Source organism: Calidithermus roseus (assembly GCF_003574095.1).
Classification (GTDB): Bacteria; Deinococcota; Deinococci; order Deinococcales; family Thermaceae; genus Calidithermus; species Calidithermus roseus.
On sequence record NZ_QWLA01000057.1, the window covers coordinates 1 to 24,990 of the forward strand.

Genomic DNA, 24,990 nt, shown 5'->3' on the forward strand with positions numbered 1-24,990 from the left:
CGCCGGGGCTCGCTGGTCGGTCAGCGGGGCCCACGCCAAGGCCTTTGGCCGCTCCCAGCTATTCTCTCTCCGTCCAATCGTCTCTTTCGACACCGTGCGCCATGTCGCTTTCCCAGCAGCTTAGCCCCTTAGGGTTGATTCGGGGACGCACCCTTTTGTAGGTGGCAACTTGGGTTTTAACTGGAGAGGGTGTATTCTGGGCGGTGGCGTGCTTTGCAGTGGGGTAGCCATAAGGAAGCTTCGGAGGATATGTGCAGCCTGTAGTCAATGCTCAACAATCTCTCGTCGAAAAAATCCGTAACCGAACAGCGATTGTTGGAGTTGTGGGTCTCGGCTATGTAGGCTTACCCTTCGCGGTTGAAAAGGCCAAAGTGGGCTTCAAGGTTGTGGGGATCGAGCGGAACCCCCGCCGCGCTGAACAGGTCAACCGGGGAGAAAACTATATAGGTGACGTGCGGGGTGAGGAATTGCGTGAGTTGGTGGGCCAGGGATTGATCGAGGCCGTCACCGACTTTTCTCGAGTCCCGGAGATGGACGTCATTGTCATCTGTGTGCCTACCCCGCTGACCAAGAACCTGACACCAGATTTACAGTATGTCGAAACGGTAACTCGTGAGATTGCCCGCTATCTGCGCCCTGGGCAACTTGTGAGCCTCGAGTCCACCACCTACCCCGGCACCACCGAGGAAGTCATGCTGCCGATCCTGGAAGGCAGCGGACTCGAGCTGAACCGCGACTTCTTTCTGGCCCACAGCCCCGAGCGGGTAGATCCCGGGAACAAGCGCTACACCACCAAAAATACCAACAAGGTCGTCGGCGGGGTCGGACAGGAGAGCCTTGAGGTTGCTGTGGCGTTTTACAGCCAGACCATCGAAAACGTCGTGCCGGTTTCCAGCGCCAAGGCCGCCGAGATGGTCAAGGTCTTCGAGAACACCTTCCGCGCGGTCAACATCGCTCTGGTTAACGAGATCACCCTGCTGTGTGATCGCATGGGGCTCAACGTTTGGGAGGTGTTGGACGCGGCATTTACCAAGCCCTTCGGCATCATGCCTTTCTACCCTGGCCCTGGAGTGGGTGGCCACTGCATCCCGCTCGACCCCCACTACCTGGAGTGGAAAGCCCGCGAGTACAACTTCCAGACCCACTTCATAGCCCTGGCAGGTGAGACCAATCGGAAGATGCCCGAGTTCACCGTGGAAAAGGCTATCCGGGTGCTGAACCGCCAGGGGAAATCGGTGCGGGGAGCCAAGATATTGCTTCTGGGGATGGCGTACAAGGCCAATCTCGATGACTACCGCGAGAGCCCGGCTATCGAGGTTTATAGGCTACTGCAGAACGCAGGGGCTGAGGTTTTGTTCCACGATACCTGGACGCCTGAGGTGGATGAGCACGGGGTCAGGGCAAGTAGCGTGGAGTTGACCGATGAATTGCTTCGGAGCGTAGACCTGGTCATCATCACCACCAATCACGCCAACGTGGATTACCAGCGGGTGGTGAACCTAGCTCCGGCTGTGCTGGACACCCGCTATGCCACTCGAGGCATTAAAAGTGAGAAGGTGGTGCTGTTGTGAAGCGCTTCGCCATGACGGGGGCCGCCGGATATATCGCGCCTCGGCACCTGCGCGCCATCCGTGACACCGACAACACCTTGGTGGCAGCTTTGGACCCATTTGACTCTGTAGGGATCCTCGACTCCTACTTCCCCGAGGCCGAGTTCTTCACCCAGCCTGAACTCTTCGAGCAGCACCTGGACAACCTGCGGCGGAATGGGCAAGGGGTTGACTACCTCTCGGTGTGCAGCCCCAACCACCTCCACGAGGCCCACATTCGAATGGCTTTGCGCTTAGGGGCTGACGCGATCTGCGAGAAGCCCTTGGTGCTCAACCCGCAGGAGATTGACCGCTTGAGAGACCTCGAGGCTGAGACCGGGCGACGGGTATGGACCATTCTTCAATTGCGGACGCACCCTGCGCTGCTGGTCCTCAAGGAGAAACTGGAGGCGGAGGGGTCTTCCTCGCCTAAGGAGCTGACCCTCACCTACGTTACCAGCCGCGGGACCTGGTACTTGCGGAGCTGGAAGGGGCGCGAGGAGCTGAGCGGGGGGCTGGCCACGAACATTGGGGTACACTTCTTCGACATGCTCGCCTGGCTGTTCGGCAGGGTTTGCCGGGTTGAGGTCCACCTCCGAGAGGACACGGCGGTGGCTGGCTACCTGGAGCTCGAGCGGGCCCGGGTGAGGTGGTTTCTCTCCGTTGATGTGAACCACGTACCCTTAGCTCTACGGGAGAAGGGCCAGCGCACTTATCGATCCATCACCTTGGAGGGCCAGGAGATCGAGTTCTCCGAAGGCTTCACCGACCTGCACACTGAGGTCTATCGGCGCACCCTTCGGGGAGAGGGATTTGGCCTTGACGACACCTACGAAGCCATCGCTACGGTCGCGAGGATTCGTAATTTGCCGATCACCAGGGATTCAGCTAATAAACATCCCCTTCTCAAGAGCTAACCTATGGACTGGTGGAAGCACGAAAGCGCATACGTAGATGAAGGAGCTAAAGTCGGGAAAGGTACCCGGATCTGGCACTTCTGCCATATCAACGGTGGGGCTGAGATCGGCGAAAACTGTAGCCTTGGCCAGAACGTCTTCGTGGCCAGAAACGTAAGGATCGGCAACGGCTGCAAGATTCAGAATAACGTCTCCGTTTACGAGGGGGTAATCCTGGAGGATTACGTCTTCTGCGGTCCTAGTATGGTCTTTACTAATGTCAAGACCCCCCGCGCCGCTTTCCCGCGCAATACCTCTGAGGATTACTTAGTAACTCTGGTTAAATACGGGGCCAGCATCGGCGCCAATGCCACTGTGGTGTGTGGGGTCACCATAGGAGAGTGGGCGTTTGTCGCGGCGGGTGCTGTAGTGACTAAGGATGTGCCCCCTTACGCCCTCGTGGCGGGGGTTCCGGCTCGGATCGTGGGTTGGGCCTGCGAATGTGGGGTTCCTCTGCGCTTTGCCGGGGAAATAGCTGCCTGCGCCTCCTGTGGCCGGGAGTACCAAAAAACCAGTGAGGGTGTAGCCCGACTGTCGAGGTAGAGGTAACGGATGCTGCAAGCTAAAATTCCAATCCTGGACCTTTCGCACGAGATCGAGTTCATCTGGGATGAGCTAAATGCAGCCATCCAACGGGTTCTCCGCTCCGGCCAATTTATCCTTGGCCCCGAGGTGGAGGCATTTGAACAGGAAGTGGCGCAGTATCTAGGGGTCAAGCACGCCATCGGGCTCAACTCGGGTACGGATGCGCTGTTTATCGGATTGAGAGCCTTGGGTATTGGTCCTGGAGATGAGGTTATTACTACCCCGTTCACCTTCTTTGCCACCGCCGAGGCCATCAGCCTGGTGGGGGCCACGCCCGTCTTCGTGGACATCGATCCTGCTACTTTCAACCTCAACCCCGACCTGATTAAAGAAAGGATTACCCCCCGCACCAAGGCCATCTTGCCCGTACACCTTTATGGGCGCCCCGCTGAGATGGAACCTATCCTGGCCTTGGCCGGGCAGCACGGTCTGAAAATACTAGAGGATTGTGCTCAAGCCTTCGGGGCTACTTACCGGGGCAAAAAGGTGGGTACATTGGGGCAAGCGGGAGCCTTTTCCTTCTTCCCCAGCAAGAACCTGGGGGCCTACGGAGATGGCGGGTTGCTCGTCACAAATGACGACCAGGTGGCTGAAACCGCCCGCATGCTCCGGGCTCACGGCTCCAGGAAGAAGTATTTCAACGAATCTATCGGCTACAACTCCCGCTTAGATGCCCTTCAAGCAGCTATCCTCCGGGTCAAGCTACCCTACGTAGATGCCTGGAATCAGGCTCGCAGGGAAGCCGCTCAGCGGTATAACCAGCTCTTGGCTGATGTAACCGGCCTGCTCTTACCCGAGGTTTCTGAAGGCCATGTGTTCCACCAGTACACGGTGCGCGTGCTAAAGGGCAGGCGGAACCAGCTACAGAAGGCCCTCGCGGGGGAGGGCATTGGAACCATGGTCTATTACCCGGTGCCGGTTCACCTTCTCCCAGTCTACGGACTACCGAGAGGTGCGTTCCCTGAAGCCGAGTTGGCCTGCCTCGAGGTGCTCTCCCTCCCCTTGTGGCCCCAGATGAGCCCCGAGGTCCAAGTAAGAATTACTCGCGCGCTGCAAAGGGCCATAACAGCATGAGGGGTATCTTGGCCTGGATGAGGCACAGTCTCTCTCAGAGTGCTTTTCTCCGAAGCATTTTGATCTTGGCGGGAGGTACGGCGCTTGGTCAGGGGGTTGTCGTCCTCTTCGCCCCCATTCTAACCCGCATTTATACACCGGCTGACTTTGGCGTTCTCGCCACTTTTGCTTCGATCATTTCTGTGGTCGTGGTCATGCTTAGCCTGCGATACGAACAGGCTGTTGTTCTCCCTGAACAGCGCCAGGTGGCGATAGCCTTATTGGGCTTGTCTTTGAGCTTGGTTTTCGCGCTGTCTTTTACGATGGCGATCGCGCTTTGGATCAAAAGAGACGCACTATTGCGCCTAGGAGGGTTTCATGCTGATTTTTTCTGGCTTCTTCCACTTGGCTTCGTAGGTGCCGGCCTATATCAGGTCATGAACTTCTGGGCCCTGCGCGAATTGGCCTTTGAGCACATAGCCCGTACCCGCCTGGCCCAGAGCCTTGGCATGGTCTTGACTCAGCTTGGCTTAGGGGTTGCGGGATTGGGATCTGTTGGCTTGTTGGTTGGTGAGGTGGTAGGGCGAGTTGGGGGAAGTTGGAGCTTGCTAGTCCTTTTGCGAGGAGTGACCTTACAAGAGTTGTTTGATGTTCAGAAAATACTGTATGCGGCCAAGCGGTATCTAAGGTTTCCTCTTTACAATGCGTGGGCTGCTTTGCTTAATACCCTTAGTTTGCAACTTCCCTTTCTAATGCTCCCGAGCTTATTTAATAACGAAGTTGCAGGATTCTTCGCCTTAGCCTACCGTGTTCTGGGCCTCCCTTCCTTTTTGGTAGGCCAAGCGGTGGGGCAGGCGTTCCTTTCTAAGGCGGCTGCACTGCAGAGTGCTCCTGAAGAGCTAGCTGGGCTTACAACCCGAACAGCCTTGGGCCTTCTGGCGCTAGGGGTAGCGGTGTTCGGTATAGTCGCCATAGGAGGTGCGGGGCTTTTTGGGGTCTTTTTTGGAGAAAGCTGGCGACAGGCCGGAGTTTACGCGCAGATCATGGCCCCCTGGTATATGCTGTGGCTTGTTTCAAGCCCACTTAGCGGGCTTCTAGCTATCCGGGAATGGCAAGGCGCGGGGCTTGCATTCACTGTCGTGGAGTTACTCACTAGAGGTCTAGCGCTTTGGGTCGGAGCAGGGCTGCGCTCAGATGTCCTCACTGTGGTGTTGGTGGCGCTGGCGGGGGTTGCGATCTCGCTCACGGCCCTGATCTGGTTCCTTAGAGCAGGGTACGTCGATCTGGGGTATATAGGTCCCAGAGCACTATCTCTCCTTGGTATTGGTTTAGTCTATACTTTTTTCCTCTGGGCTCTCACAGAGATGCTAGGTCTTTGGGGCCTACTGGGGGCTATCCCTATGGCGGGTCTGGGATCTTATTTGTGGGTGAAACGGGGAGAGATGTGGGGTGCAAAGGGAGTTAGCCTATGAGTGGTCCTGGAGATCCTTTGCTCTTGCTTAGCATCCTGGTCTTTTCCGGGCTTACACTATTGGTTTTGACGTTCGAGCTGGCCCTAAGGCGAGAAGACCTTTTTGATCCCGTGGTTCTTTTCACAGCCCTTTACGCCCTTTTTGCCCTTCCTTTGCCGATCCGTGCCTATATGACTGACCGGGTAGAGGGGAACATTACACCTTATCTAAGTGACCTTTACCCTTACTTACCTTTTGCTGTTTTGCTTTCGGCGCTAGGGCTACTGATTTTGGTGGTGGTTTATCATTCCCCTATCGTACCAGCGCTTGCGGGCCGAATACCCCTACCACCTCCCGCGAGCCTTCGAGGGTCAAGCCGTGCCTTTTGGTTCCTGATCCTTTTCTCAGGTTTTCTCATCACCTTGCTTTCCCACAGCGTTGGCGGGTTGGATGCCCTTCTTTTCAAAGGGTACGGGGCCAGTGCCGAGCTTTTTGGACGTGGTTATTTGGCAATCGGCTTTCCTTGGGGATTTGTTGCCAGCCTTTTCCTCCTGCATCGCTATGCGCTCAAGCCCAGGTTGCGCTACCTATTGGGATTCGGCATGCTGTTCGCTCTTATGGTTTTTGTTCAACTCATTATGGGCAATCGTAGCCTGATCCTCACTGCGACCCTGGCAACTTTGATGTTTGTGCACTATGCCATTAGGAAATTCCGCAGGTGGGAATTGTTGTCTTTAGCTGCCCTGACCTTTATAGGCCTAAACCTCTATGGTTTTCTGCGTTCTTCGGATTACGAAGGCATAGGGGGCTTTCTGACAAAAACCCGCGAGCAATTTGTGCAACTTTCGGGGTCGAGCGAGTTGAATAAGAGCCTTTTTTATACGGTTACAATCGGCGAATTTGTTGTTCCTTTTGAGACACTCCCACAGATGATCCGAACCGTGGGAAATGAAATAAACCCCCTCTGGGGACTCAGTTTCGTGCGAGCCCCCCTTTACTACGTTCCCAGCGCGATATTTTCGGAACGCCCATTGCCTTTAGCCAATTGGTATATACAGGAATTTTATGGGACTGAATTCGGGTTGAATGAAGGGAGGCAATTCTTCATCTTGGCCGAGGGGTATCTGAACTTTGGGGTTGCTGGCGCATTTATCGTGATGGTCATCTGGGGGATTTTCTTGGGTTTATTGCGAGAATTCAAGGCGCGTGCTCGAGGCGAACCCGGTGCTCTTTTACTTTATTCGGTGGCGCTAGCTTTTATTTTTAGGGCAATTGCGGGGGATTTCACTTCCTTAGTCGTGGGGTTACCAGCGCAAAACCTTATACCAGCTCTACTTGGAGTTTTGGTTTCCACAGCTTTTCGCCCCTGGCGAATTCTTCACATGGAGAAGCTTCTCAAAGGGAGAGGCCTATCATGAGGTTAGTGTACGTCACTTCGAGCTTACCCTTTGGTCCTGGGGAAGCTTTTATCATTCCTGAGATACAGCAATTGCAGAAGCAAGGCCATACAGTAAAGGTCATTCCCCTTTATCCCCGAGGTCAGCTGATTCATGAGGCAGCCAAGGGACTAATCGACTCCGCAGCTATTCAGCCACCTATTTCCTTTGAGGTGTTAAGCGCAGCGGGGAAGGAGTTCTTACGCGCGCCTTGGAAAGCCTTGCAGGCGTTGCGGCTGCTGATCACTTTTTGCCCTCGTCACCTCCTGAAGAACTTGAGCATATATCCTAAGGGTCTCTGGCTTGCAGGAATTGCCAGGCGATGGGAAGCTGAACATATACATGCCCATTGGGCGGCCACTACTGCCAGTATGGCTATGGTAGCTAGCGAAACATCGGGAATACCCTGGAGTTTTACGGCCCACCGCTGGGACATCGTGGAGGGGAATCTTCTTGCCCGGAAATCCGCACATGCGAAATTTGCCCGCTTTATTTCTCGCAGCGGCCTAGAGATGGCCCTTGCGAAAGGGGTTGTCAAAGAGAAGACCCGTGTACTCTATCTGGGCGTGCAACTGCGGCAGAGCGGTAGTAGAGCAGAACTTGACCATAGCACTTCACGGCCTTTTCGCCTGCTCTGTCCGGCAAGTTTGCTCCCTGTGAAGGGTCATAAGTATCTAATTCAGGCAATCAGTTTGCTACCTGAGGGTGTGGAGCTATGGCTGGCTGGAGATGGGAAACTGAGGGCCGAGATTGAGACTCAAGTAAGGGAGCTTGGTCTGTCAGAGCAGGTTCGCCTCCTTGGGCAACTGTCCCATGAAGCGCTGACTCGTCTTTATGCTGAAAACCAAGTGGATGCCGTGGTGCTCCCGAGCATAGATCTGGGTGGTGGCCTACACGAGGGAATTCCCGTGTCCCTAATTGAAGCAATGAGCTTTGGTATACCCGTTATTTCTACGAGAACAGGAGGTATCCCTGAACTCTTGGAAGGGGGTGCAGGCCTTCTTGTCCCACCCCGAGACCCAAAGGCGCTGGCGGATGCAATACAGAAGCTGATGGAGAACCCCCAGCTGCATCAAGCAATTGGTGTTGCTGGAAGAACACGAGTGCAGGAGGAGTTTGCATCCGAGCATGTAGCAACTCGGTTAGAAGCATTGTTTATAGAGTGAAAGGTATGCGCTTTCTTTTCTTGACCCAGTATTTCCCACCGGAGATAGGCGCTCCGCAGGTACGCTTGGCTGCCTTAGTGCGAGAGCTGATCCGTCTAGGTCATGAGGTTGAGGTAGTAACTGCCTTGCCCAACCATCCTACGGGCCGGATTTTCCCAGAGTATCGGGGGAAATGGTATGCCCGTGAAACCTGGGAGGGAGTACCAGTACACCGGATCTGGTTATATGCCTCTATTGGAGCTGGGACTAGGCGGGTGTTTAACTATATGAGTTACACGTTTACCTCACTGATAGGTCTTATGTGCGCCAAACACCCAGACTATATTTTTGTTGAATCCCCGCCGCTTTTTTTAAGTATCCCCGGTTGGGTAGCCTCAAGGATTTGGCAAGTCCCTATGATCTTCAATGTTGCCGATCTCTGGCCTGATTCAGTACGTGATCTGGGTTTGATGACGAACGGTGCTCTCCTAAAGCTTGCATACTGGTTGGAAGCGTGGTCCTATCGGAAAGCCGCCTTCGTCAATGCGGTTACTGAGGGCATTCGAACAACTCTTGTTAACCATAAAGGGCTACCTATTGATAAAGTTCTTTTCTTGCCGAATGGGGTGGACACAGAGCTTTTTAGATCCCGTGAACCGGATTTAGACCTACAGGAATCGCTGGGGCTTTTGGGTAAGAAGGTGATCTTATACGCTGGCACCCACGGTTTTGCCCATGGGCTCGAGGTAGCCATTAAGGCAGCAAAAATCTTAGAGAGCCAATGCTCAAACATCCAATTTGTTTTTATTGGAGATGGATCGGAAAAGGCAAGGGTCGTCAATATGGCGCAAACCATGGATTGCAACAATGTACGATTTTTGGATCCCTCACCTCCTAGCTATATTGCGCGACTCTACTCTTTTTCCATTGCTGGACTTTCTACCTTGCAAAACAACCCGCTGTTTGAAGGTACGCGCCCCGTAAAGATTTTCTCTGCTATGGCATCAGGCAAGCCGGTTATCTATAGCGGAGCAGGCGAGGGAGCTCGCCTGATAGAATCGGCAAAGGCGGGCTTGGTGGTACCACCGGGAGATCCCGAGGCATTAGCGGAAGCTGTGCGCAACCTGGTAAATAACCTCAGCCTAGCTGAGGAGCTTGGTCGTAATGGGAGAAGGTATGTAGAGGAAAACCTCAGCTGGTCTGCGCTGGTAAGCGATTGGCTCGAGCAACTCGGGGAGAGGAGGGGCGGTGGTGCCGCATAGCGAAGACGAGGTTCGTCGAATCCGCAAAGCATATACTGAATATGCCGGAAACCCCGAGGTTGCTGTAAAGTGGGATCCCAGAAACCCCGGCAACCGGGCCATTGTGCGGGAGCGGGAAGAGCGGATTCAGGAACTGTTGCGGGTGCATGGCTTCTGGCCCCTCGAGCCTCTCCACATCCTGGATGTGGGCTGTGGCACCGGGGGGATGCTGGCTCAACTCGAGTCCTGGGGAGCCAAACCCGAGAACCTGGCGGGCATAGACCTGATACCAGAGCGAGTGGCCAGAGCCCAGGAGTTGTACCCCCACCTGCACTTTATCTGTGGCAACGCAGAAGAAATGGACTTCCCCCAAGCAACTTTTGATCTGGTTGCAGCCTTCACCGTGTTCAGCTCCATCTTGGATGGTCAGATGGCCCAAGCGGTTGCAAGGCGAATCTGGTGGGTGATGCGGCCAGGTGGAGCGGTGCTTTGGTACGACTTCCGCTATGACAACCCCAATAACCCTAATGTGCGGGGCGTGAAGCTGCTCAAGATCAGACACCTGTTTCCAGGGGCTTTGCCTCACCTCGAACTCGTGACCCTACTGCCCCCCTTGGCTCGCCGTTTGGGATCGCTGACGCCTGTGCTCTACCCCCTGCTGGCACGGATTCCCCTTTTGTGCACCCACTACCTGGGTTTACTACTGAAACCCAGGGTTCAGGAGTAACCATGAGAGAAACATTCCTGCCCTTCTCCCCCCCACTGATCGGTGAAGAAGAAATTGGCGAGGTGATAGACACTCTGCGCTCAGACTGGATTACTACCGGTCCCAAGACCAAGCGCTTCGAATCGGAGTTCGCCCGATTTTTGAAGGCGCCAGGGGCATTGGCCCTAAACTCCTGCACGGCTGGTCTGCATACTGCGCTCGTAACCCTGGGAGTGGGGCCGGGAGACGAGGTGATCACCACTCCCATGACCTTCGCCGCCTCAGTCAACGTGATCGAGCACGTGGGAGCTCGCCCGGTGCTGGTAGATGTGGAGCCAGACACCCTTAACATCGATCCGGTCAAAGTGGAGGCCGCCATTACTCCCAAGACCAAAGCTATCATCCCCGTGCACTATGGGGGGCATCCGGTCGATCTCGACCTCCTCTATGCTCTGGCCGAAGCTAATGGATTGGCAATACTCGAGGATGCGGCTCACGCCTTGCCAGCTAAGTATAAGGGGCGATGGATCGGCTCGGGGAAAAACCCCGTAGCCTTCAGCTTCTATGCTACCAAGAACCTCACTACTGCCGAGGGTGGCATGCTTACCGGCGACCCAGAATTCCTGGGCCGTTCCCGCATCATTGCTCTGCATGGCATGAGCCGGGACGCCTGGAAGCGCTACGATAAGGGTGGGAGCTGGTTCTACGAGGTGGTACTGCCGGGATTCAAGTACAACATGACCGATATTCAGGCCGCTTTGGGCTTGTGGCAACTTAAGAAGCTCGAGGCCTTCCAGCGACGCCGCCGTCAGGTGGTAGAGGCTTACAACCGGGCTTTTGGTCAAGAGGAGGCACTGGAGATCCCCGTCGAGCGAGTTGAAGTTGAGCATGCCTGGCATTTGTATGTACTGCGCTTGCGCCCGGGGGCTCTCTCTATTGGGCGTGATCAGTTTATCGAGGAGCTAAAGCACCGAAACCTTGGCACTTCCGTGCACTTTATCCCGATCCACCTACACCCTTATTATCGGGAAAAGTACGGCTACAAGCCAGAGGATTTTCCTGTAGCCTACAGCAACTATACCCGCATGCTCAGCTTGCCACTCAACCCCAAGCTCTCCGATCAGGATGTGGCTGACGTGATCGAGGCCGTGCTGGACGTAGTTGAGAAGTTTCGCAGATGAAGCCTGCTAAGCGCTTGTTTGATCTGGCTGCCGCAACACTTGGGATCATCCTCCTATTGCCGCTTTTTTTGCTGTTGGCCCTGCTGATCAAGCTGGATGACTGGGGGCCGGTGTTTTTCCGCCAGGAGCGGGTGGGTTACCGAGGTAAACCTTTTCGTATATGGAAATTCCGTAGCATGGTGGTCAACGCTCCAAAGCTGGGGGGAGTGCTTACGGTGGGCCGCGATCCCAGGATTACGCGGGTGGGCTACTGGCTGCGCAAATTCAAGCTGGATGAACTGCCACAGCTGTTCAACGTATTTCTGGGGGAGATGAGCTTCGTAGGCCCCCGCCCTGAGGTGGCGAAATATGTCGCTTTGTATACCCCAGATCAGCGGAGGGTACTCGAGTTGGTGCCAGGTATCACTGACCTGGCTTCTATTAAGTATCGCAATGAGAGCGAGGTGTTGGCCAAGTCACCCGATCCTGAGCGCACCTATATCGAGGAAGTGATGCCGGAGAAAATCCGGATCAATTTAGAGTATGCCTGCCAAGCCAGTATAGGCTCTGATCTCATGGTAATCTTGCAAACACTAGTCAGGCTGTGGAGGTAGGGCTATGAGCAGGATTCCCCTGAAATTTGCCATTGACTTGCTGCTGTGGGCTTCTGCTGCACCCATCGCTTTCTGGCTGCGTTTGGATAACCCCTGGCCTCAATATTCCCACATGGTGCTCCTATACACCGCTCTGGGTTTTCCGCTAAAGGCTCTACTTATCTATGGTTTCGGGCTTCATCGGCAGTCATGGCATAAGGTAGGGGTACGGGATCTCGAAGCCCTAGCCAAAGCCATTGGCTTAGGGGTGATAGTTCTAGCGGCAGTAGCGTTCCTGTCCCCACCGGAGTTGCGGGTGCCGCGCAGCGTGCCCCTTATCGCTGGGGGTATTGCTTTTCTGCTAATGGGGGGTGCGCGTCTGCTGGATCGACTCCTGCATGAGCGCGTGCGGGGGGCGGCTCCAGGAGAGGCCCGAAGGATCCTGGTGGTGGGTGCGGGGGAGGCGGGCACCATGATCGTCCGGGAGATGCTGCGTCACCCCGAGGCCAAGTTGTTGCCAGTGGGGTTCCTAGACGACGAGCCCAGCAAACGTCGCCAGAAGTTCCTGGGTTTACCAGTGCTGGGTAGTCTGGATGATTTACCCCAGGCTGTAGAGGCTACTGAAGCCGATGAGGTGCTGATTGCCATTCCCTCAGCACCGGGTCGGGTGGTGCGTCGGGTTGTGGAGCTGGCCCGACAGGCCAAGCTTAGTTATAGGATTATCCCCGGGGTTTATGAGATTTTATCGGGGCGGGTCTCCATTTCCCAGATTCGCGAGGTGGATCTGGAAGACTTGTTGCGGCGCGAGCCGGTGCGGCTTGACCTAGCTGAGATTGCTGGCTATTTAGAAAACCGGGTGGTTCTAGTCACTGGGGCTGGGGGATCAATTGGCTCTGAAATCGTACGTCAGGTAGCTCGTTTTCGTCCCCAGCAGGTGATCTTGCTGGGGCGGGGGGAGAACAGCCTATATCAGATCGAACGCGAACTCGAGCGCACCTGGCCCGAGCTCGACTATTGCACTGTGATAGCTGACGTGCGCCAGCGTGAGAAGATGGAGCGCGTATTCGAGATCTATCAACCCCAGGTGGTTTTCCATGCGGCAGCTCACAAACACGTTCCCTTGATGGAACGCAATCCCGACGAGGCCATCTTCAATAATGTGGGTGGGACCCGTAATTTGGTGGAGCTCTCTCTCAAGCACGGGGTGGATCGCTTCGTCAATATCTCCACTGACAAGGCGGTCAATCCCACCTCGGTGATGGGAGCCTCTAAACGGGTGGCGGAGTATTTAGTGGAAGGGGCAGCCCGGAAGGCCGGGCCCGGCCAGGTCTTCGTTTCAGTGCGTTTTGGGAATGTCCTGGGTAGTCGGGGCAGCGTGATCCCGCTCTTCCGAGAACAGATCCGCATGGGGGGTCCGGTTACCGTGACCCATCCCGAAATGACTCGCTATTTTATGACCATCCCAGAGGCGGCGCAGCTGGTTCTTCAAGCTGGGGGGTTGGGTCAGAATGGGGCGGTATACGTGCTGGATATGGGCGAGCCAGTGCGCATTTTGGATCTGGCTCATGACCTAATCCGGCTTTCGGGGCTCGAGCCTGGGGTAGATATCGAGCTTGTGTTCACCGGAACTCGCCCAGGGGAAAAGCTCTTTGAGGAGTTACTTACCGCTGAGGAGGGTACCGAGGCATCCAAGCACGAGAAGATTTATGTGGCCCGCAAAACCGGATTGCCGGAGAGCCAACTTGCGAATCTATTGGAACGGCTGTTTGCCGCAGCTAAGCTGGGAGATGAGCAGCAGATCCGGTTGGCTTTAAAATCCCTGATCCCCACCTATGTTACGACGGCCACTCCAGCAGATGGAGGCTAGGCAGCACATACACAGGCCAACGCCCCCATGGCTGCGCTGGACCTGGGCTATGCCGCTCGTCCTGGTTCCTATCCGCCCCGACTGGTTCGCTATCCTGGTCGCCCCGCTCGGTCTATATCTCCTACTGTGGCGGCGGGAGCCCCCCTTATTTGGTGTGGGTTTTCTCCTATTCACTCTGTTTGGAGCAGCTTCCCAGTTAATTGAACCACCCAGGGCTGAACTTCAACTACCTTGGATTCCCCCAGGGATTGTGTCAGAGCAGGCAAAGGATCCGACGAGGAATCTGATTCCTTGGTATGGCCTCAAGGGTTTATACGGCTGGGTTCCAGGGGTTGGTATTGGAACCTATGCTGAGCGCCAACCCGAGGGATTTTGGCGTATTTGGAGGATAGATCCCACAGAAAAAGCGCCAATTTCGGAGATTCTCGTGGAGCACTACTATCCCGTGCATACAGGTGACCTGTATACCGAAAGTTTCTATTTCCGTCATGATGGGACAGTATCCTTTGACATCAACTTTTATACTCAAACGGGTAACCACTTTGTCCCGGCTCAGATTGTATCTCTTGGGGATGGCTTGTTTCGGGCCTATGCCAGCTATCAGTTTGGCTCGGAAGACCAATGGGTTCGAGTGGTTAGCCTCGCGCGCTTGCAGGGCGATTGGAGTTATTTGGAAATCGCGGCTCCTCAGCTCGAGCTGGGACCGACACCAACAACATATCAATATTCTCCTTCTCCAATACCCAGCCACCTCGAAAGGATGGGTTGGTGGGTAAGCATTGCTCTCTTAGGACTTACCGTACTTCATGGAAGTCGCTTTTTGTTGCGCCATACAGGAGGTCTTTATGCGGGATTGGCCGTGTTGGCGGGCTTATTCATTCAGATCGGGGTCGCGACATTTCAGCGCGTCCATGCTTCAATGTATTCAGGGGGGCGGGTTGCTGGATTGATCCCGGAGGCTAATCCCAATTTTCTGGGGCATTTGGGGTTGATGGATGGGGGATTGGTTTGGGTGCTTGCGGGGACCCTGTTGGGTGGTATAGCACTCGGGGCTGCACTGGGCCTGACTTGGTTGTCAGAGACCCGAGCAACACTTCCGGCCCTAGCTCCACTGATGGGGGCTTGGTGGGCTGGGTTATCGGGATGGGCTCGCGGTGGTATCTTGGCTGCTCTGGTCATAGCTGGGGGGCTGGCTGTGCTGACAGGGGTCCGGCCGGAACTGGGCCGCCTGGGTACGATTCTCGATCCTGGTTATTCGACCAACCTAGCTCGAGTAGAGATATGGAAGGTAGCCTTGCAGGCTTTTAAAGAGCACCCCTTGGTTGGTGTAGGGTATCAGGGCTTTTCTGTCTACTACCTTGACCACACTCCCAGCAATGCGTATCCCCTCTATGTTGGGCATGCTCACAACGTCTTGCTGCACCTTGCGGCAGAGTCGGGCTTACTGGGCTTGGTTGGATTTTTAGCGCTTTGGGGAACAGTTGTGCTCTGGTTGTTCCGTTTGCGTCAATGGTCTGTGCTGGTTTTGTTGGTCTCTGCATTAGTGCTCAACTTCTTCGACTACACCTGGTTTTACGCAGCGGTTCACTACCCCCTCTGGGTCGCTGTGGCCTGGGCGCTCCGATCAGCCCCTGATACAATGCGCGGGTGAGTATGGAGCCCTACACCCAAAGCGACGAGCTATCGCTGCGCGATCTATATTTGGTGCTGAAGCGCCGCCGGAACCTGATCCTTGGCCTTACCTTAGGTGCGGCCATCGTGGTTTTTGTGGCAAGCTTGGTGTGGCCTAAAACTTATAGCTCGAAGGTGACAGTTAGCCTCAGCCTTTCCACCCAGCAGCTCTCGAGCCAACCCCTCACCTCGCAGCTCCTGGCCAACCTGCCCTCCATTACTGGCCTGGCCGGCGGCTTTGGCGACTTGCTCGAGACCAGCAGCCTCACCCAGACCCTGGGTGTGACCCAGCCCACGAGGGTGTACCGCGCCAGGTTCGACGAGAAGAAGGGGCTGTGGAACCTGATGGCCAAAGGTAGAACGCCTGCCGAGGCCAAACAGAACGCGCAGAAGCTGCTGCGGGTGGCGCAGGACTACGTTCGCAGCCGCATCGTGGAAACGGTGGGACAGAACCTCGAGGCCGTGCTGGCCCAGGCCCGGCAGGATCAGCGCGTGGCCCAGGAGAGCCTGCGGCGGTTGCAGGAGGAACTCAAGAAGACACCCCGCAACGGAGCCTCGGACGCGGCGGCCCTCGAGGCCCAGGGGACGAGCCCGCTGGTGGCCCGCTCCACCAGCCCGGCCTACACCCTGCTGAGCATGGAGGAAAGTCGCACGCGCGCCGCGCTGGCCCAGGCCCAGGCCCGGATTGAAGCACTGACGGCGATCCAAGCCAACGAGGAGGAGCTTTCCAAGCTGGTAGGGCAGGCCCTGCAAGCGCAGGTGCTGGTGCCCCCTGCCGAGCCCTTGCGCCCGGTCTCGCCGCGCCCGTTGCTCTACACGGCCATCGCCGGCGTGTTGGGCTTGCTCGTGGGTGTGTTCTGGGCCTTCCTGGCCGAGGCGCTGGCCCCGCCCCAGGTCGAGGCGGTGAGGCAGCGGGACACCCAGGTGGTGGTAGGGTCTAAATGAGGCGGTGGGTTTTGGCGGCCCTGCTGGGCCTCTTCGGACTCGGGTTGGCCCAGGTGGTGCAGACGGCGAATTTCTTCGGCATCACGGCCTCCCAGTCCAGGGCAGCGGCCACGGCGGGAGCCTGGCGCTACACGGTGAGCCCGCGCACGGCGGAGGCCCGGAGCTTCTGGACGGGGGCCGTGGCGCAGTGGCAGGCCGTCCTCAAGCGGGGTGGACGGGTCGAGCTAGGGGCCTACGCGCTGCGCCTCGAGGGCAACCAACTCCGCCTCGAGCCCCACTGCGCCACTCCCAACCCTTCCTGCTTCACCCGGGTGGTGGTCTCGAGCCCCCTCCCCGCCTGGCAGCAAGACGCCCTGCTGCTGGACTTCTCCAACGCCTTGGTGCAGGCCCTGGCCGAGGCCGGCAAGCGGGCCAAGCCCTACCCGGCGACCGTGACCGTTTCCAAGCTGGTGCGGGTGCAGGTCAACTCGGACGGGACCCGCTCGGCAGAGCCCAGCGGGTGGAAGCCGCCCAATTGAGGGCTCAGGTGAACAGCGAGGAGACCGACTCGCCCCGGTGGGTGCGCCAGATGGCTTCGGCGAAGAGCGGGCCCACCGAGAGGGTTTGCAGCTTGGGGCTGGGCTGGCCCTTGTAGAGGCAGGTGTTGGTGGCGGCGACCTCGAGGATGGGGCTCTTCTCGATGCGCTCGATGGCCGGGCCCACGTAGACCCCGTGGGTGAAGGCGGCGTAGACGGCCTCAGCCCCGTTCTGCTTGAGCACGTCCACGGCCTGCACCAGCGTGCCGGCGGTGGAGACCTCGTCGTCGATGATGAGGGCGGTCCTGCCCTTGACGTTGCCCACGAGGCCCCTCGAGGTCACCTCGGTGTCGGAGAGGCGCTGTTTGTCGATGAAGGCCAGGGGCAGGGCCAGGCGGCGGGCTAGGGCGCTGGCGCGCTTGAGGTCGCCAGCGTCGGGGGCGACGATCACGGCGTTCTCAAGGTTTTCCACGCGGGTGGCGAAGTAGTTGGCGATGACCGGCTCAGCCGAGAGGTGGTCGACGGGGATTTTGAAGAAGCCGTGGACCTGGGCGGAGTGCAGGGTCATGGTGAGCACCCGGTCGGCCCCGGCGGTCTGGATCAGGTCGGCGACCAGGCGCGCGGTGATGGAGATGCGGGGGGCGTCCTTCTTGTCCGAGCGGGCGTAGGCGTAGTAGGGGATGACGGCGGTGACCCGGGCCGCGCTGGAGCTCTTGGCCGCGTCGATCATCATCAAGAGTTCGACCAGGTGGTCCTGCACCGGAGGGGTGAGGGATTGGATGATGAACACGTCGCCCTCGCGCAGGCTCTGCTCGTAGCGCACGAAAAGGCAGTCGTTGGCAAAGCGCTCGGTGGTGCTTTTGCCCAAAGGAACGCCCAGGTTATCGGCGATTTCCTGGGCCAGCGGGACGTTGGATTGTCCGCTAAAGATCATCAGGGGGCGGTCCATAGCCGCCCAAAAGCATAACCTGCGGGAGGTCGAACGCCAAACGCCCTTTGGGATATCCACGAGCCACCGGTCCCCGACGCCCCCTGGCCATCGACTACCAACCATCACCCGCGGTGCATCCCGTCACGTTTGCGGGGTTTTCATATGCTAACCTCTTCTCAAGGAGCAGTTGCCGCCCCGCGTCGTGGTGTTATGGCGGGGAGGGGCAATGGAGGTGCTTGGGATGGTTCAAGAACAGGCTGTGCTTTCGATCACCCCCCTGGCCGCCGAGCGGGCCAAGGAGATCCTGGCTCGTTACAACAAACCCCACGCGGCGATCCGGGTGTTCATCAAGTCGGGCGGTTGCAGCGGCTACCAGTACGGCATGGCAGTGGACGAGCGCGAACTCGAGGGCGACACCGTCACCGAGATGCACGGCGTGCGCCTCGTCGTAGACCGTATGTCGCTGCCGCTGCTGGTGGGCTCGCAGGTGGACTGGGTGGAAAACCTGATGGGCGGCGGGTTCAGCGTCAACAACCCCAACGCCACCTCCTCCTGCGGCTGCGGCCACTCCTTCCGCACCGACGGCGCCAAGGCCCCCGAAGGGCAGGGCAGCGGCGGGTGCTGTAGCTCCTAGGACCTACCGAGCCTCTCAGGCCGACCCTGGAGGGTCGGTCTTTTGTTGCGAGGTGCACCCTGGGGGTCGGGTATCGTGGTCCCAATGCAAAGCCGCCTCTACTCCTGGATCAGCCTTCCCCTGCTCTGGGGCTTGATCAGCCTGAACCTGTTGCCGAGCGGCTTTTGGCGCTTTCAGGGTGGGAGCGCGGGGCAGCAGGCACTCTTTGGGGTATGCCTCGAGGCCAACCTCCTGGCTGGATGGTACGAACTCAAAACCAACGGCTATGTCGCCTTTGGCAGCGGGGTGCAGGGTGGGGTGACGGAGGTCTATGCGCTCATCCCCATCGACGAACTCCGGCTGAGCCTGGGCAAGCGGGCGGTGTACACTACCCCCTTCAACCGTACCCCATGGGGGGAAGAGGGGCAGTGGGGGGTCTACGGCCAGTACCGGCTGGGCGAGGGGATGGGCCTCGAGGCAGCCTATGTCGAGGGTCAGGGCTACGTGGGTGGGCGCTTCGGCGGGCTCGAGGCGGGCACCTGGGTCTCGCCCGCGGGCCTCACGCCACGCCTGGGCTTGAGGGGAGAACTGGGGGAGCTTTACTACCAGTGGAACACCGGCCTGTGGGGCCGCCTGCGCTGGCCGCTGGACGGGGTGAGCGGGCTGGAGGGCTGGGGTTGGTGGAACCCGCAGGCCCTGGGGGGCAAACTCCTCTTTGGCCTCGCCTACGACCTCGAGCAGCAGGTGCGGCTGGGGGCGGACGTATCCCTGCGGCCTATCGAGGCCTGGCGGGTGTGGCTGGAGTTCACGGTGCGGTGAGCGAGGCCAGGGTGCGCATCAGCCGTTCCAGGGCGTGTAACCCGCCTGTACGAAGTAGAGCCCCTGGGGCGGGGCGGTTGGCCCGGCGTCCTTGCGTGTGCCGCGCTCGAGTAGGCGCGGGATATCGCTGGAGTCGCGCTTGCCCAGCCCCACCTCGACCAAGGTGCCCACCATGCTGCGCACCTGCCCCCGCACGAAGCCACTGCCCACGAACTCGAGCCAGATCTCCTGGGCCCTTCGACCCTCCAGCGGGGTGACCACGGTGAGGTGGGCGCGGTAGAGCTGCCGCACGGTGCTGCGCTCGGCCTTGATGGCGAAGGCTCGGAAGTCGTGCTCACCCTCGAGAAACTCCAGGGCGTGGCGCATGGCCACCAGGTTGAGGGCCTGGGGGATCCACCACACCCGGTGGCGCTCGAGGCTCGGTGCCATGGGGCGTTGCAGGATGCGGTAGCGGTAGTGGCGCCAGCGGCAACTCTTGCGGGCGTGGAAAGCAGGCCCCACCTCCTCGGCACTCAAAGCCCTGAGGTCGGGCGGCAGCAGGCTGTTGAGGGCGTAGGGAATTTTGGCCGCGGGGATGGTGTCGGTGGTGTCGTAGTGAAAAGGCATGGCCAGCGCGTGCACCCCGGCGTCGGTGCGCCCGGCGGGCACCGCTTTGGGGATCGCTCCGGGAATGCAGGAGAGGGCAGCTTGAAGTACGGACTGCACGGTGCGCTCCCCTCTGGCCTGGGTCTGTAGCCCCGCGAAGCGGGTGCCGTCGTACTCGACGGTGAGCAGGATGCGACGCGCCCGCTGGGGCGCGATAGCGTCGGCCTCGAGCTGTTCTTGTGGCTCCAGCACGGTGATCAAAGCTAGCTCATTGTATAGCCTTGCGTTGGCGCGAAAGGTCAAACGCTGAGCGCAAGGCGCCGTGGGGTCGCAATTGGGGCTTTGGCTATCGGCCCTAGACCTCCCCACCGCGGCGGCCCACGACTACCGCCGGGTCGCGGACCTCGAGGCGCACCCGGTCACCGGGGCGGCAGGGGCAGTGGGGGTCGGCCTGCACCACGTAGTCCCGCCCGTCCAGGCGCACGCGGTAGGTGAGGTCGTGTCCCTTGAACTCGCGGCTGAGCACTACAGCCTCGCCGCCGGGCTCCAGGACGAACCCCTCGGGGCGCAAAGAGAGCAGCACCGGTCCCACCGCCCCCTCGGCCAGCCGCAGCAGGCCCAGCGGGGTTTCGGCCTCGATGCCCCTAGCCTCGCCGGGGATCAGGTTGGTGCGCCCGAGGAACTGGGCTACGAAGGGGGTGAGGGGGCGGGTGTAGACCTCTTCGGGGGTGCCGATCTGCTCGAGGCTCCCCGCCCGCATCACCGCCAGGCGCTCGGCGAAGGAGAGCGCTTCTTCCTGGTCGTGGGTCACTAGCACCGCGCCGATGCCCGAGCGCTTGAGCAACTCGCGCACCTCGTCGCGGGTCACCTGGCGCAGGCCCGCGTCCAGGCTGCTGAAAGGCTCGTCGAGCAGGACCACCTTGGGGCCAGGAGCGATGGCCCGTGCCAGCGCTACCCGCTGCTGCTGTCCACCGGAGAGCTCGTGAGGCCGCCGGTCCTTGAAGACCGTGAGCCCCACCAGGCCCAGCACCTCCTCGACCCGCTGCCTGCGGGCGGAAGGGCTCAGGCTGCGCAACCCGAAGGCCACGTTGTCGAAGACGCTGAGATGGGGGAAGAGGGCGTAGTCCTGGAAGACGAAGCCGATGCCGCGTTTTTCGGGGGGGCGATGGGTCAGGTTTTCCTGCCCCAGCCAGACCTGCCCCCTATCGGGGCGCTCGAACCCGGCGATGAGCCGCAAGGCCGTGGTCTTGCCACAGCCTGAAGGCCCCAGCAAGGCGAAGATCTCGCCGGGGGCGACGGCGAAGCTCAGGTTGTCCACGACCGGGGGCATCGAGGGGTGGAAGCGCTTGGTGAGCCCCTCGACGCGCAGGGCGGGCTCGGCGGGTATCTCCGAGGTGTTGGGCGAGGGGTATTCGACATTGAGCGGGTTCATTTTCGGCGTTCCTGGGAGATCAAAAGGCCGACGAAGCAGGCCGAGAAGAGCACGATCAGCAGGGCGTAGGGGGCGGCCTCAGCATACATGGCCTCGGAGGTGTAGGCCCAGATCTGGGTGGCGAGCGTGCTGTAGCCCACCGGGGCCAGCAGGAAGGTCAGCGGCAGTTCCTTGACCGAGGAGAGGAAGACCAGGGCTAAGCTGGCGAGCACCCCCCGCCACAGCAGCGGGAAGGTGGCCTTGAGGAAAGCCTGGAGGGGGCCATAGCCCAGGTTGCGGGCGGCCTCCTCCAGCCGCGGTGGGGCCTGGTAGAGCGCGCTGCGCATGGGCCCGATGGCCTCGGCCATGAAGTGCAGGGCGTAGGCCAGCACCAGCAGGGTGAGGGTCTGGTAGAGGAAGGGCGCCCCACGCAGGCTGAAGAAGATCAGGGCTAGGGCGAAGGCTAGGGGCGGGGTGGCGTAGCCCAGGTAGGCGGTGCGCTCCAAGAGCCGGGAGAAGGGCGAGGGGAAGCGCACCCCCAGGTAGGCCAGGGGGAGGGCCAGCAGCACCGCTACCAGCGCGGCGGGCGCGGCAGCCTGGGCCGAGTTGGCCAGGGCCTCGCTCACTGACACCCGGTTCTCGTGGGGGAAGCGCAGCGCCCAGTAGAGCATGGTGGCAAGCGGGATGAGCAGCGCGCCCACCACCGGGGCCAGCAGCAGCGGGTAGCTCAGCCAGCGCCAGGAACCCAGCGGCACCGGGCGGGCCAGCCGGGCGCTGCCCAGGCCTACCCGCGAAAAGCTGAGCCCGGCCAGCAGGCGCGATTCGAGCCACAGCAGCCCCCCGGTGAGAGCGATGAGCATCAGCGAGAGCCAGGCGGCGTAGATGCGGTCGAAGGAGGCGGAGTACTGCAGGTAGATGGCGTAGCTGAAGGTCTCGTAGCGCATCAGGCTGACCACACCGAAGTCGCCCAGCACGTGCAGCCCCACCAAGAGCCCCCCGGCGTAGAAGGCGGGCCTGAGCTGCGGCAGCACCACCTTGAAGAAGACCTCTATCCGGCGGTAGCCCAGGCTCTGGGCGGCTTCCTCGAGGCTGGGGTCCAAGCCCAGAAGCCCGGCCCGCAGGTTGAGGAAGAGGTAGGGGTAGGTGAAGAGCACCAGCACGCCCCAGGCTCCCCAGTACCCCCAGGGCCGGGGCCAGTTGATTCCCAGGAGGGCCTCGAGCATCCCACCGGGCCCGGTGGCGCCCAGCAGGGCATAAGCCCCCACGAAGCCCGGCACCGCCAGCGGCAGGGTCAACAGCATCGTCCACAAGCGCTTGCCGCGCAGATCGCTGCGGGTGGTGAGCCAGGCCAGGGGCAGGGCCAGCAAGGCAGTGCCCGACAATACCCCCACCAGCAGGATCACGGTGTTGAGCAGCAGCCGCAGATTGCGCTCGCGCAGCACCAGCTCGGCCAGGGTCTGGGGCTCGGCCTCGAAAGCCCGCAGCACCAGGTAGGCTAGCGGCAGCAGAACACCAGCTCCCGCGATCAGCGCGGGGATGAGGAAGTGCCAGGGGATGGGTCGGCGGCTGGCGCGCACCACAGCCTGATGAGTTTATCCCAGTTTTCCGCTAGGGTTTCGCGATAAAAAGCACACTGCGAATCGTTCGCAATAAGTCAGCCCCAGCGCCAGGCTACCTTCTCCTGCCAGTCGCCCCGCAGGCCCTGGGGCCAGGGGATGGCTGGGTAGCCCACGTAGAGGAAGCCCAGCAGGCGGGCGGGGGCCTTTAGCCCCACGAAATTCGCGGTGTTCTCGTGTAGCACCGGCATCCCCGAGGTCCAGAAAGCCCCCAGCCCCAGGCTCGCAGCAACGAGTTGCGCGGCGTGCACCGCCGCCCCCACCGCCGCCACCTCTTCCCACTCGGGGTGATGCCCGCCGGGCTGCATCCCGATGGAGATCCACACCGGGGCCAGCCAGACCCGCTCGAGCTGGGCCTTCTCGGCTTGGGGGTTGTACTTCTGGGGATCGATGCCCAGCCGGTAGGAGCGGGCGAAGCTTTCCCCCAGCGCCCGCCGGGCTTCTCCCGCGAAGACCGTGAAACGCCAGGGCTCGGAGGCCCCGTGGTTAGGAGCCCAGTTGGCGGCCTCGAGCATCCACTCGACGTACTCCCGCGGGATGGGGTCGGGGCGAAGCTGGGCTTGCTTGATGCTGCGGCGGCGACGGATGAGTTCGAGCAAGGCTGAGGTCGGCAAGGGGGAGAGGGTGGGTGCGGTATCCGGTTCCACAAGCCTCCACGATAACGAATCGCCTGAAAAGTTGCAGGCGGAGGGCTGGCATATCCTCCGCCTGCTTGGGGTACCCAATCGGGACGATTGGCCAACTCAGAGCAGCCCGGCCTCGCGCAATACCTTCAGCGCGTTGTCGAGCTGGAGCTTCTCGAAGTCGATCTTGGGGCCGCGGGCGAGGATGTCCTCGAGGGGGTTGAGGGTGGTGGGCAGGATGGCCCCTTTGACCACGGGGTACTCGAAAAGCTCACCGGGGAAGAACTGCTGGGCTTTGGGCGAGAGCAGCCAGGTCAGGAAACGCGTGGCGCTGGAGACGTTCTTGCTGCTCTTGAGGACGCCTGCGCCGGTCACCAAAGCCAGGCTGCCCACGTCGCCTTTGGCGAAGTAATAAGTGCCGATGGGGTACCCGGCCTTGAGGAAGCGCTGGATGTAGTAGTGGTTGGTCAGGGCCACGTCGATCTCACCGGCGCGGATGGCCTCCATCATGGGCGGGTTGGAGGGGTAGACCTTGGGCTCCAGCCGCTTCATGCCCTCGAGCCATTCCTTGGTCTTGGTCTCGCCGTGGACCAGGATCATGGCGGCGATGAAGTCCTGGAAGCTGGAGTAGGTGGGGGTCCAGCCGATGCGCCCTTTGAGCTGGGTCTGCTGGGGCAGCTCCATCACCGACTGGGGGAACTGCTCGGGCTTGAACTTTTGGGTGTTGTACGCCAGCACGCGGAAGCGGATCGAAAGTGGCGTCCAGGTGCCCGATCCCGGCACGAAGCCGCTGGGCTTGCTGGTGATCGAGGCGGGCAGCTTGATCATCAACTGCTGCGCGGCCCCCAGGGCTCCGGAGGTGTTGGCCCAGAAGATGTCGGCGGGGCTGCGGGAGCCTTCCTCCTGCAAGGCCGCCAGCAACTCGGCGTCGCGCCCGTACTTCACGTTGACCCGTATGCCGGTCTCGGCCTGAAACTGCTTGACCAGGGGATCTACGAGCCCCTGGCTGCGCCCGGAGTAGATGGTCAGGGTTCCCTGGGCCTGCGCGAGGGCTCCCAGGGCCAGCGCGGTGACGATAGCAATCCGAACGTTTCTCATTGGGCTTCCTTTCGAGCTTGGGGTGATGAGATGCCACCCGGCAGCTCAACAAGGGGCAGTCTAGGGGGGGGCAGGTTTTAATGTCAAGTAATCCAGTCGGATTTATAGGTTTTGAGAACGAGAATCGTTACTGATACTCCGCAGGAATGGGTGTGCCTGGGGGGCTAGGGTGGCTTCGAGAAACGATGGAATTCCCCATGGTTATCGGCCAAGATTGGTGCTTGGTCGTGGGCTCGAGCGGGAGGCTTGACAAGGCGAGAGGCGGGGGGTAATCTACTCGTTGCGCTGTCTTGAGGACGGTGCGAGGACCTTGAAAGCGAGGGAGTCGAGAGAGTGCGATGAGCGCTGGTGCTTATCGACGGAAGCCGAGTTCTCAAGGCT

At 59.8% G+C, this 24,990-nt stretch carries 23 protein-coding genes; 17 read left to right on the plus strand and 6 right to left on the minus strand.

Features of this window, described 5'->3' with window-relative positions; genetic code table 11:
- Positions 1–251: 251 nt before the first annotated feature.
- The 15 genes from Mrose_RS13240 to Mrose_RS13315 all read left to right on the plus strand — a co-directional run bounded on the left by Mrose_RS13240 (position 252) and on the right by Mrose_RS13315 (position 16,916).
- Positions 252–1,571 carry a nucleotide sugar dehydrogenase gene (locus Mrose_RS13240; RefSeq protein ID WP_119278992.1) on the plus strand — a complete coding sequence of 440 codons (1,320 nt, stop codon included), beginning with the start codon at positions 252–254 and terminating at the stop codon, positions 1,569–1,571.
- The gene (locus Mrose_RS13245) at positions 1,568–2,506 is read left to right on the plus strand and encodes a Gfo/Idh/MocA family oxidoreductase (protein WP_119278994.1); all 939 of its coding nucleotides are present in this window, start codon (positions 1,568–1,570) and stop codon (positions 2,504–2,506) included. The genes Mrose_RS13240 and Mrose_RS13245 overlap by 4 nt, the downstream gene beginning before the upstream one ends.
- Positions 2,507–2,509: 3 nt before the next feature.
- Positions 2,510–3,088, plus strand: a complete 579-nt coding sequence (locus tag Mrose_RS13250) for an acyltransferase (RefSeq protein WP_119278996.1) — start codon at positions 2,510–2,512, stop codon at positions 3,086–3,088.
- A gap of 9 nt (positions 3,089–3,097) precedes the next feature.
- On the plus strand, positions 3,098–4,204 hold the full coding sequence (locus tag Mrose_RS19180; protein WP_220452328.1) for a DegT/DnrJ/EryC1/StrS family aminotransferase: 1,107 nt from the start codon (positions 3,098–3,100) through the stop codon (positions 4,202–4,204).
- A gap of 17 nt (positions 4,205–4,221) precedes the next feature.
- Positions 4,222–5,655, plus strand: a complete 1,434-nt coding sequence (locus Mrose_RS13265; RefSeq protein ID WP_182482809.1) for a lipopolysaccharide biosynthesis protein — start codon at positions 4,222–4,224, stop codon at positions 5,653–5,655.
- Positions 5,656–5,678: 23 nt separating this feature from the next.
- Positions 5,679–7,052, plus strand: coding sequence for an O-antigen polysaccharide polymerase Wzy (wzy, locus tag Mrose_RS13270; RefSeq protein WP_220452329.1), 1,374 nt, complete (start codon positions 5,679–5,681; stop codon positions 7,050–7,052).
- Between the two features lie 5 nt (positions 7,053–7,057).
- Positions 7,058–8,236, plus strand: a complete 1,179-nt coding sequence (locus Mrose_RS13275) for a glycosyltransferase (RefSeq protein WP_182482811.1) — start codon at positions 7,058–7,060, stop codon at positions 8,234–8,236.
- Between the two features lie 5 nt (positions 8,237–8,241).
- Positions 8,242–9,477, plus strand: coding sequence for a glycosyltransferase family 4 protein (locus Mrose_RS13280; protein WP_119279004.1), 1,236 nt, complete (start codon positions 8,242–8,244; stop codon positions 9,475–9,477).
- Positions 9,467–10,183 carry a class I SAM-dependent methyltransferase gene (locus Mrose_RS13285; RefSeq protein ID WP_182482812.1) on the plus strand — a complete coding sequence of 239 codons (717 nt, stop codon included), beginning with the start codon at positions 9,467–9,469 and terminating at the stop codon, positions 10,181–10,183. Before Mrose_RS13280 ends, Mrose_RS13285 begins: the two co-directional genes overlap by 11 nt.
- A gap of 2 nt (positions 10,184–10,185) precedes the next feature.
- Positions 10,186–11,343 carry a DegT/DnrJ/EryC1/StrS family aminotransferase gene (locus Mrose_RS13290; protein WP_119279008.1) on the plus strand — a complete coding sequence of 386 codons (1,158 nt, stop codon included), beginning with the start codon at positions 10,186–10,188 and terminating at the stop codon, positions 11,341–11,343.
- On the plus strand, positions 11,340–11,936 hold the full coding sequence (locus Mrose_RS13295) for a sugar transferase (RefSeq protein ID WP_119279010.1): 597 nt from the start codon (positions 11,340–11,342) through the stop codon (positions 11,934–11,936). The genes Mrose_RS13290 and Mrose_RS13295 overlap by 4 nt, the downstream gene beginning before the upstream one ends.
- 4 nt (positions 11,937–11,940) lie before the next feature.
- On the plus strand, positions 11,941–13,782 hold the full coding sequence (locus Mrose_RS13300; RefSeq protein ID WP_119279012.1) for a polysaccharide biosynthesis protein: 1,842 nt from the start codon (positions 11,941–11,943) through the stop codon (positions 13,780–13,782).
- 427 nt (positions 13,783–14,209) lie between these two features.
- Positions 14,210–15,433, plus strand: coding sequence for an O-antigen ligase family protein (locus Mrose_RS13305; RefSeq protein ID WP_182482813.1), 1,224 nt, complete (start codon positions 14,210–14,212; stop codon positions 15,431–15,433).
- A gap of 2 nt (positions 15,434–15,435) precedes the next feature.
- Positions 15,436–16,398: a Wzz/FepE/Etk N-terminal domain-containing protein gene (locus tag Mrose_RS13310; RefSeq protein WP_245969908.1), complete on the plus strand. Its 963-nt coding sequence runs from the start codon at positions 15,436–15,438 to the stop codon at positions 16,396–16,398.
- A complete protein-coding gene (locus Mrose_RS13315; protein ID WP_119279017.1) occupies positions 16,395–16,916 on the plus strand; it encodes a hypothetical protein in 522 nt (173 codons plus the stop codon). The genes Mrose_RS13310 and Mrose_RS13315 overlap by 4 nt, the downstream gene beginning before the upstream one ends.
- A 4-nt stretch (positions 16,917–16,920) precedes the next feature.
- Here the strand turns inward: Mrose_RS13315 and Mrose_RS13320 are convergent, their stop codons facing one another.
- The gene (locus Mrose_RS13320) at positions 16,921–17,862 is read right to left on the minus strand and encodes a ribose-phosphate diphosphokinase (protein ID WP_119279019.1); all 942 of its coding nucleotides are present in this window, start codon (positions 17,860–17,862) and stop codon (positions 16,921–16,923) included.
- A 223-nt stretch (positions 17,863–18,085) separates the two neighbouring features.
- Here Mrose_RS13320 and Mrose_RS13325 point away from each other — a divergent pair, with 223 nt between their 5' ends.
- Both Mrose_RS13325 and Mrose_RS13330 read left to right on the plus strand, forming a co-directional pair.
- Positions 18,086–18,478, plus strand: coding sequence for a HesB/IscA family protein (locus tag Mrose_RS13325; RefSeq protein ID WP_119279030.1), 393 nt, complete (start codon positions 18,086–18,088; stop codon positions 18,476–18,478).
- 84 nt (positions 18,479–18,562) lie between these two features.
- Complete coding sequence (locus Mrose_RS13330; RefSeq protein ID WP_119279021.1) at positions 18,563–19,276, plus strand: hypothetical protein; 714 nt, start codon at positions 18,563–18,565, stop codon at positions 19,274–19,276.
- An 18-nt stretch (positions 19,277–19,294) separates the two neighbouring features.
- Here Mrose_RS13330 and truA read toward each other — a convergent pair whose 3' ends face one another.
- The 5 genes from truA to Mrose_RS13355 all read right to left on the minus strand — a co-directional run bounded on the left by truA (position 19,295) and on the right by Mrose_RS13355 (position 24,609).
- Positions 19,295–20,113, minus strand: coding sequence for a tRNA pseudouridine(38-40) synthase TruA (truA, locus tag Mrose_RS13335; RefSeq protein ID WP_119279032.1), 819 nt, complete (start codon positions 20,111–20,113; stop codon positions 19,295–19,297).
- A 103-nt stretch (positions 20,114–20,216) separates the two neighbouring features.
- Positions 20,217–21,248 carry an ABC transporter ATP-binding protein gene (locus Mrose_RS13340; RefSeq protein WP_420808352.1) on the minus strand — a complete coding sequence of 344 codons (1,032 nt, stop codon included), beginning with the start codon at positions 21,246–21,248 and terminating at the stop codon, positions 20,217–20,219.
- A 41-nt stretch (positions 21,249–21,289) separates the two neighbouring features.
- Positions 21,290–22,852: an ABC transporter permease gene (locus Mrose_RS13345; protein WP_119279024.1), complete on the minus strand. Its 1,563-nt coding sequence runs from the start codon at positions 22,850–22,852 to the stop codon at positions 21,290–21,292.
- 74 nt (positions 22,853–22,926) lie between these two features.
- Positions 22,927–23,535: a nitroreductase family protein gene (locus Mrose_RS13350; protein ID WP_119279026.1), complete on the minus strand. Its 609-nt coding sequence runs from the start codon at positions 23,533–23,535 to the stop codon at positions 22,927–22,929.
- 96 nt (positions 23,536–23,631) lie between these two features.
- On the minus strand, positions 23,632–24,609 hold the full coding sequence (locus tag Mrose_RS13355; RefSeq protein WP_119279028.1) for an iron ABC transporter substrate-binding protein: 978 nt from the start codon (positions 24,607–24,609) through the stop codon (positions 23,632–23,634).
- Between the last annotated feature and the right edge of the window lie 381 nt (positions 24,610–24,990).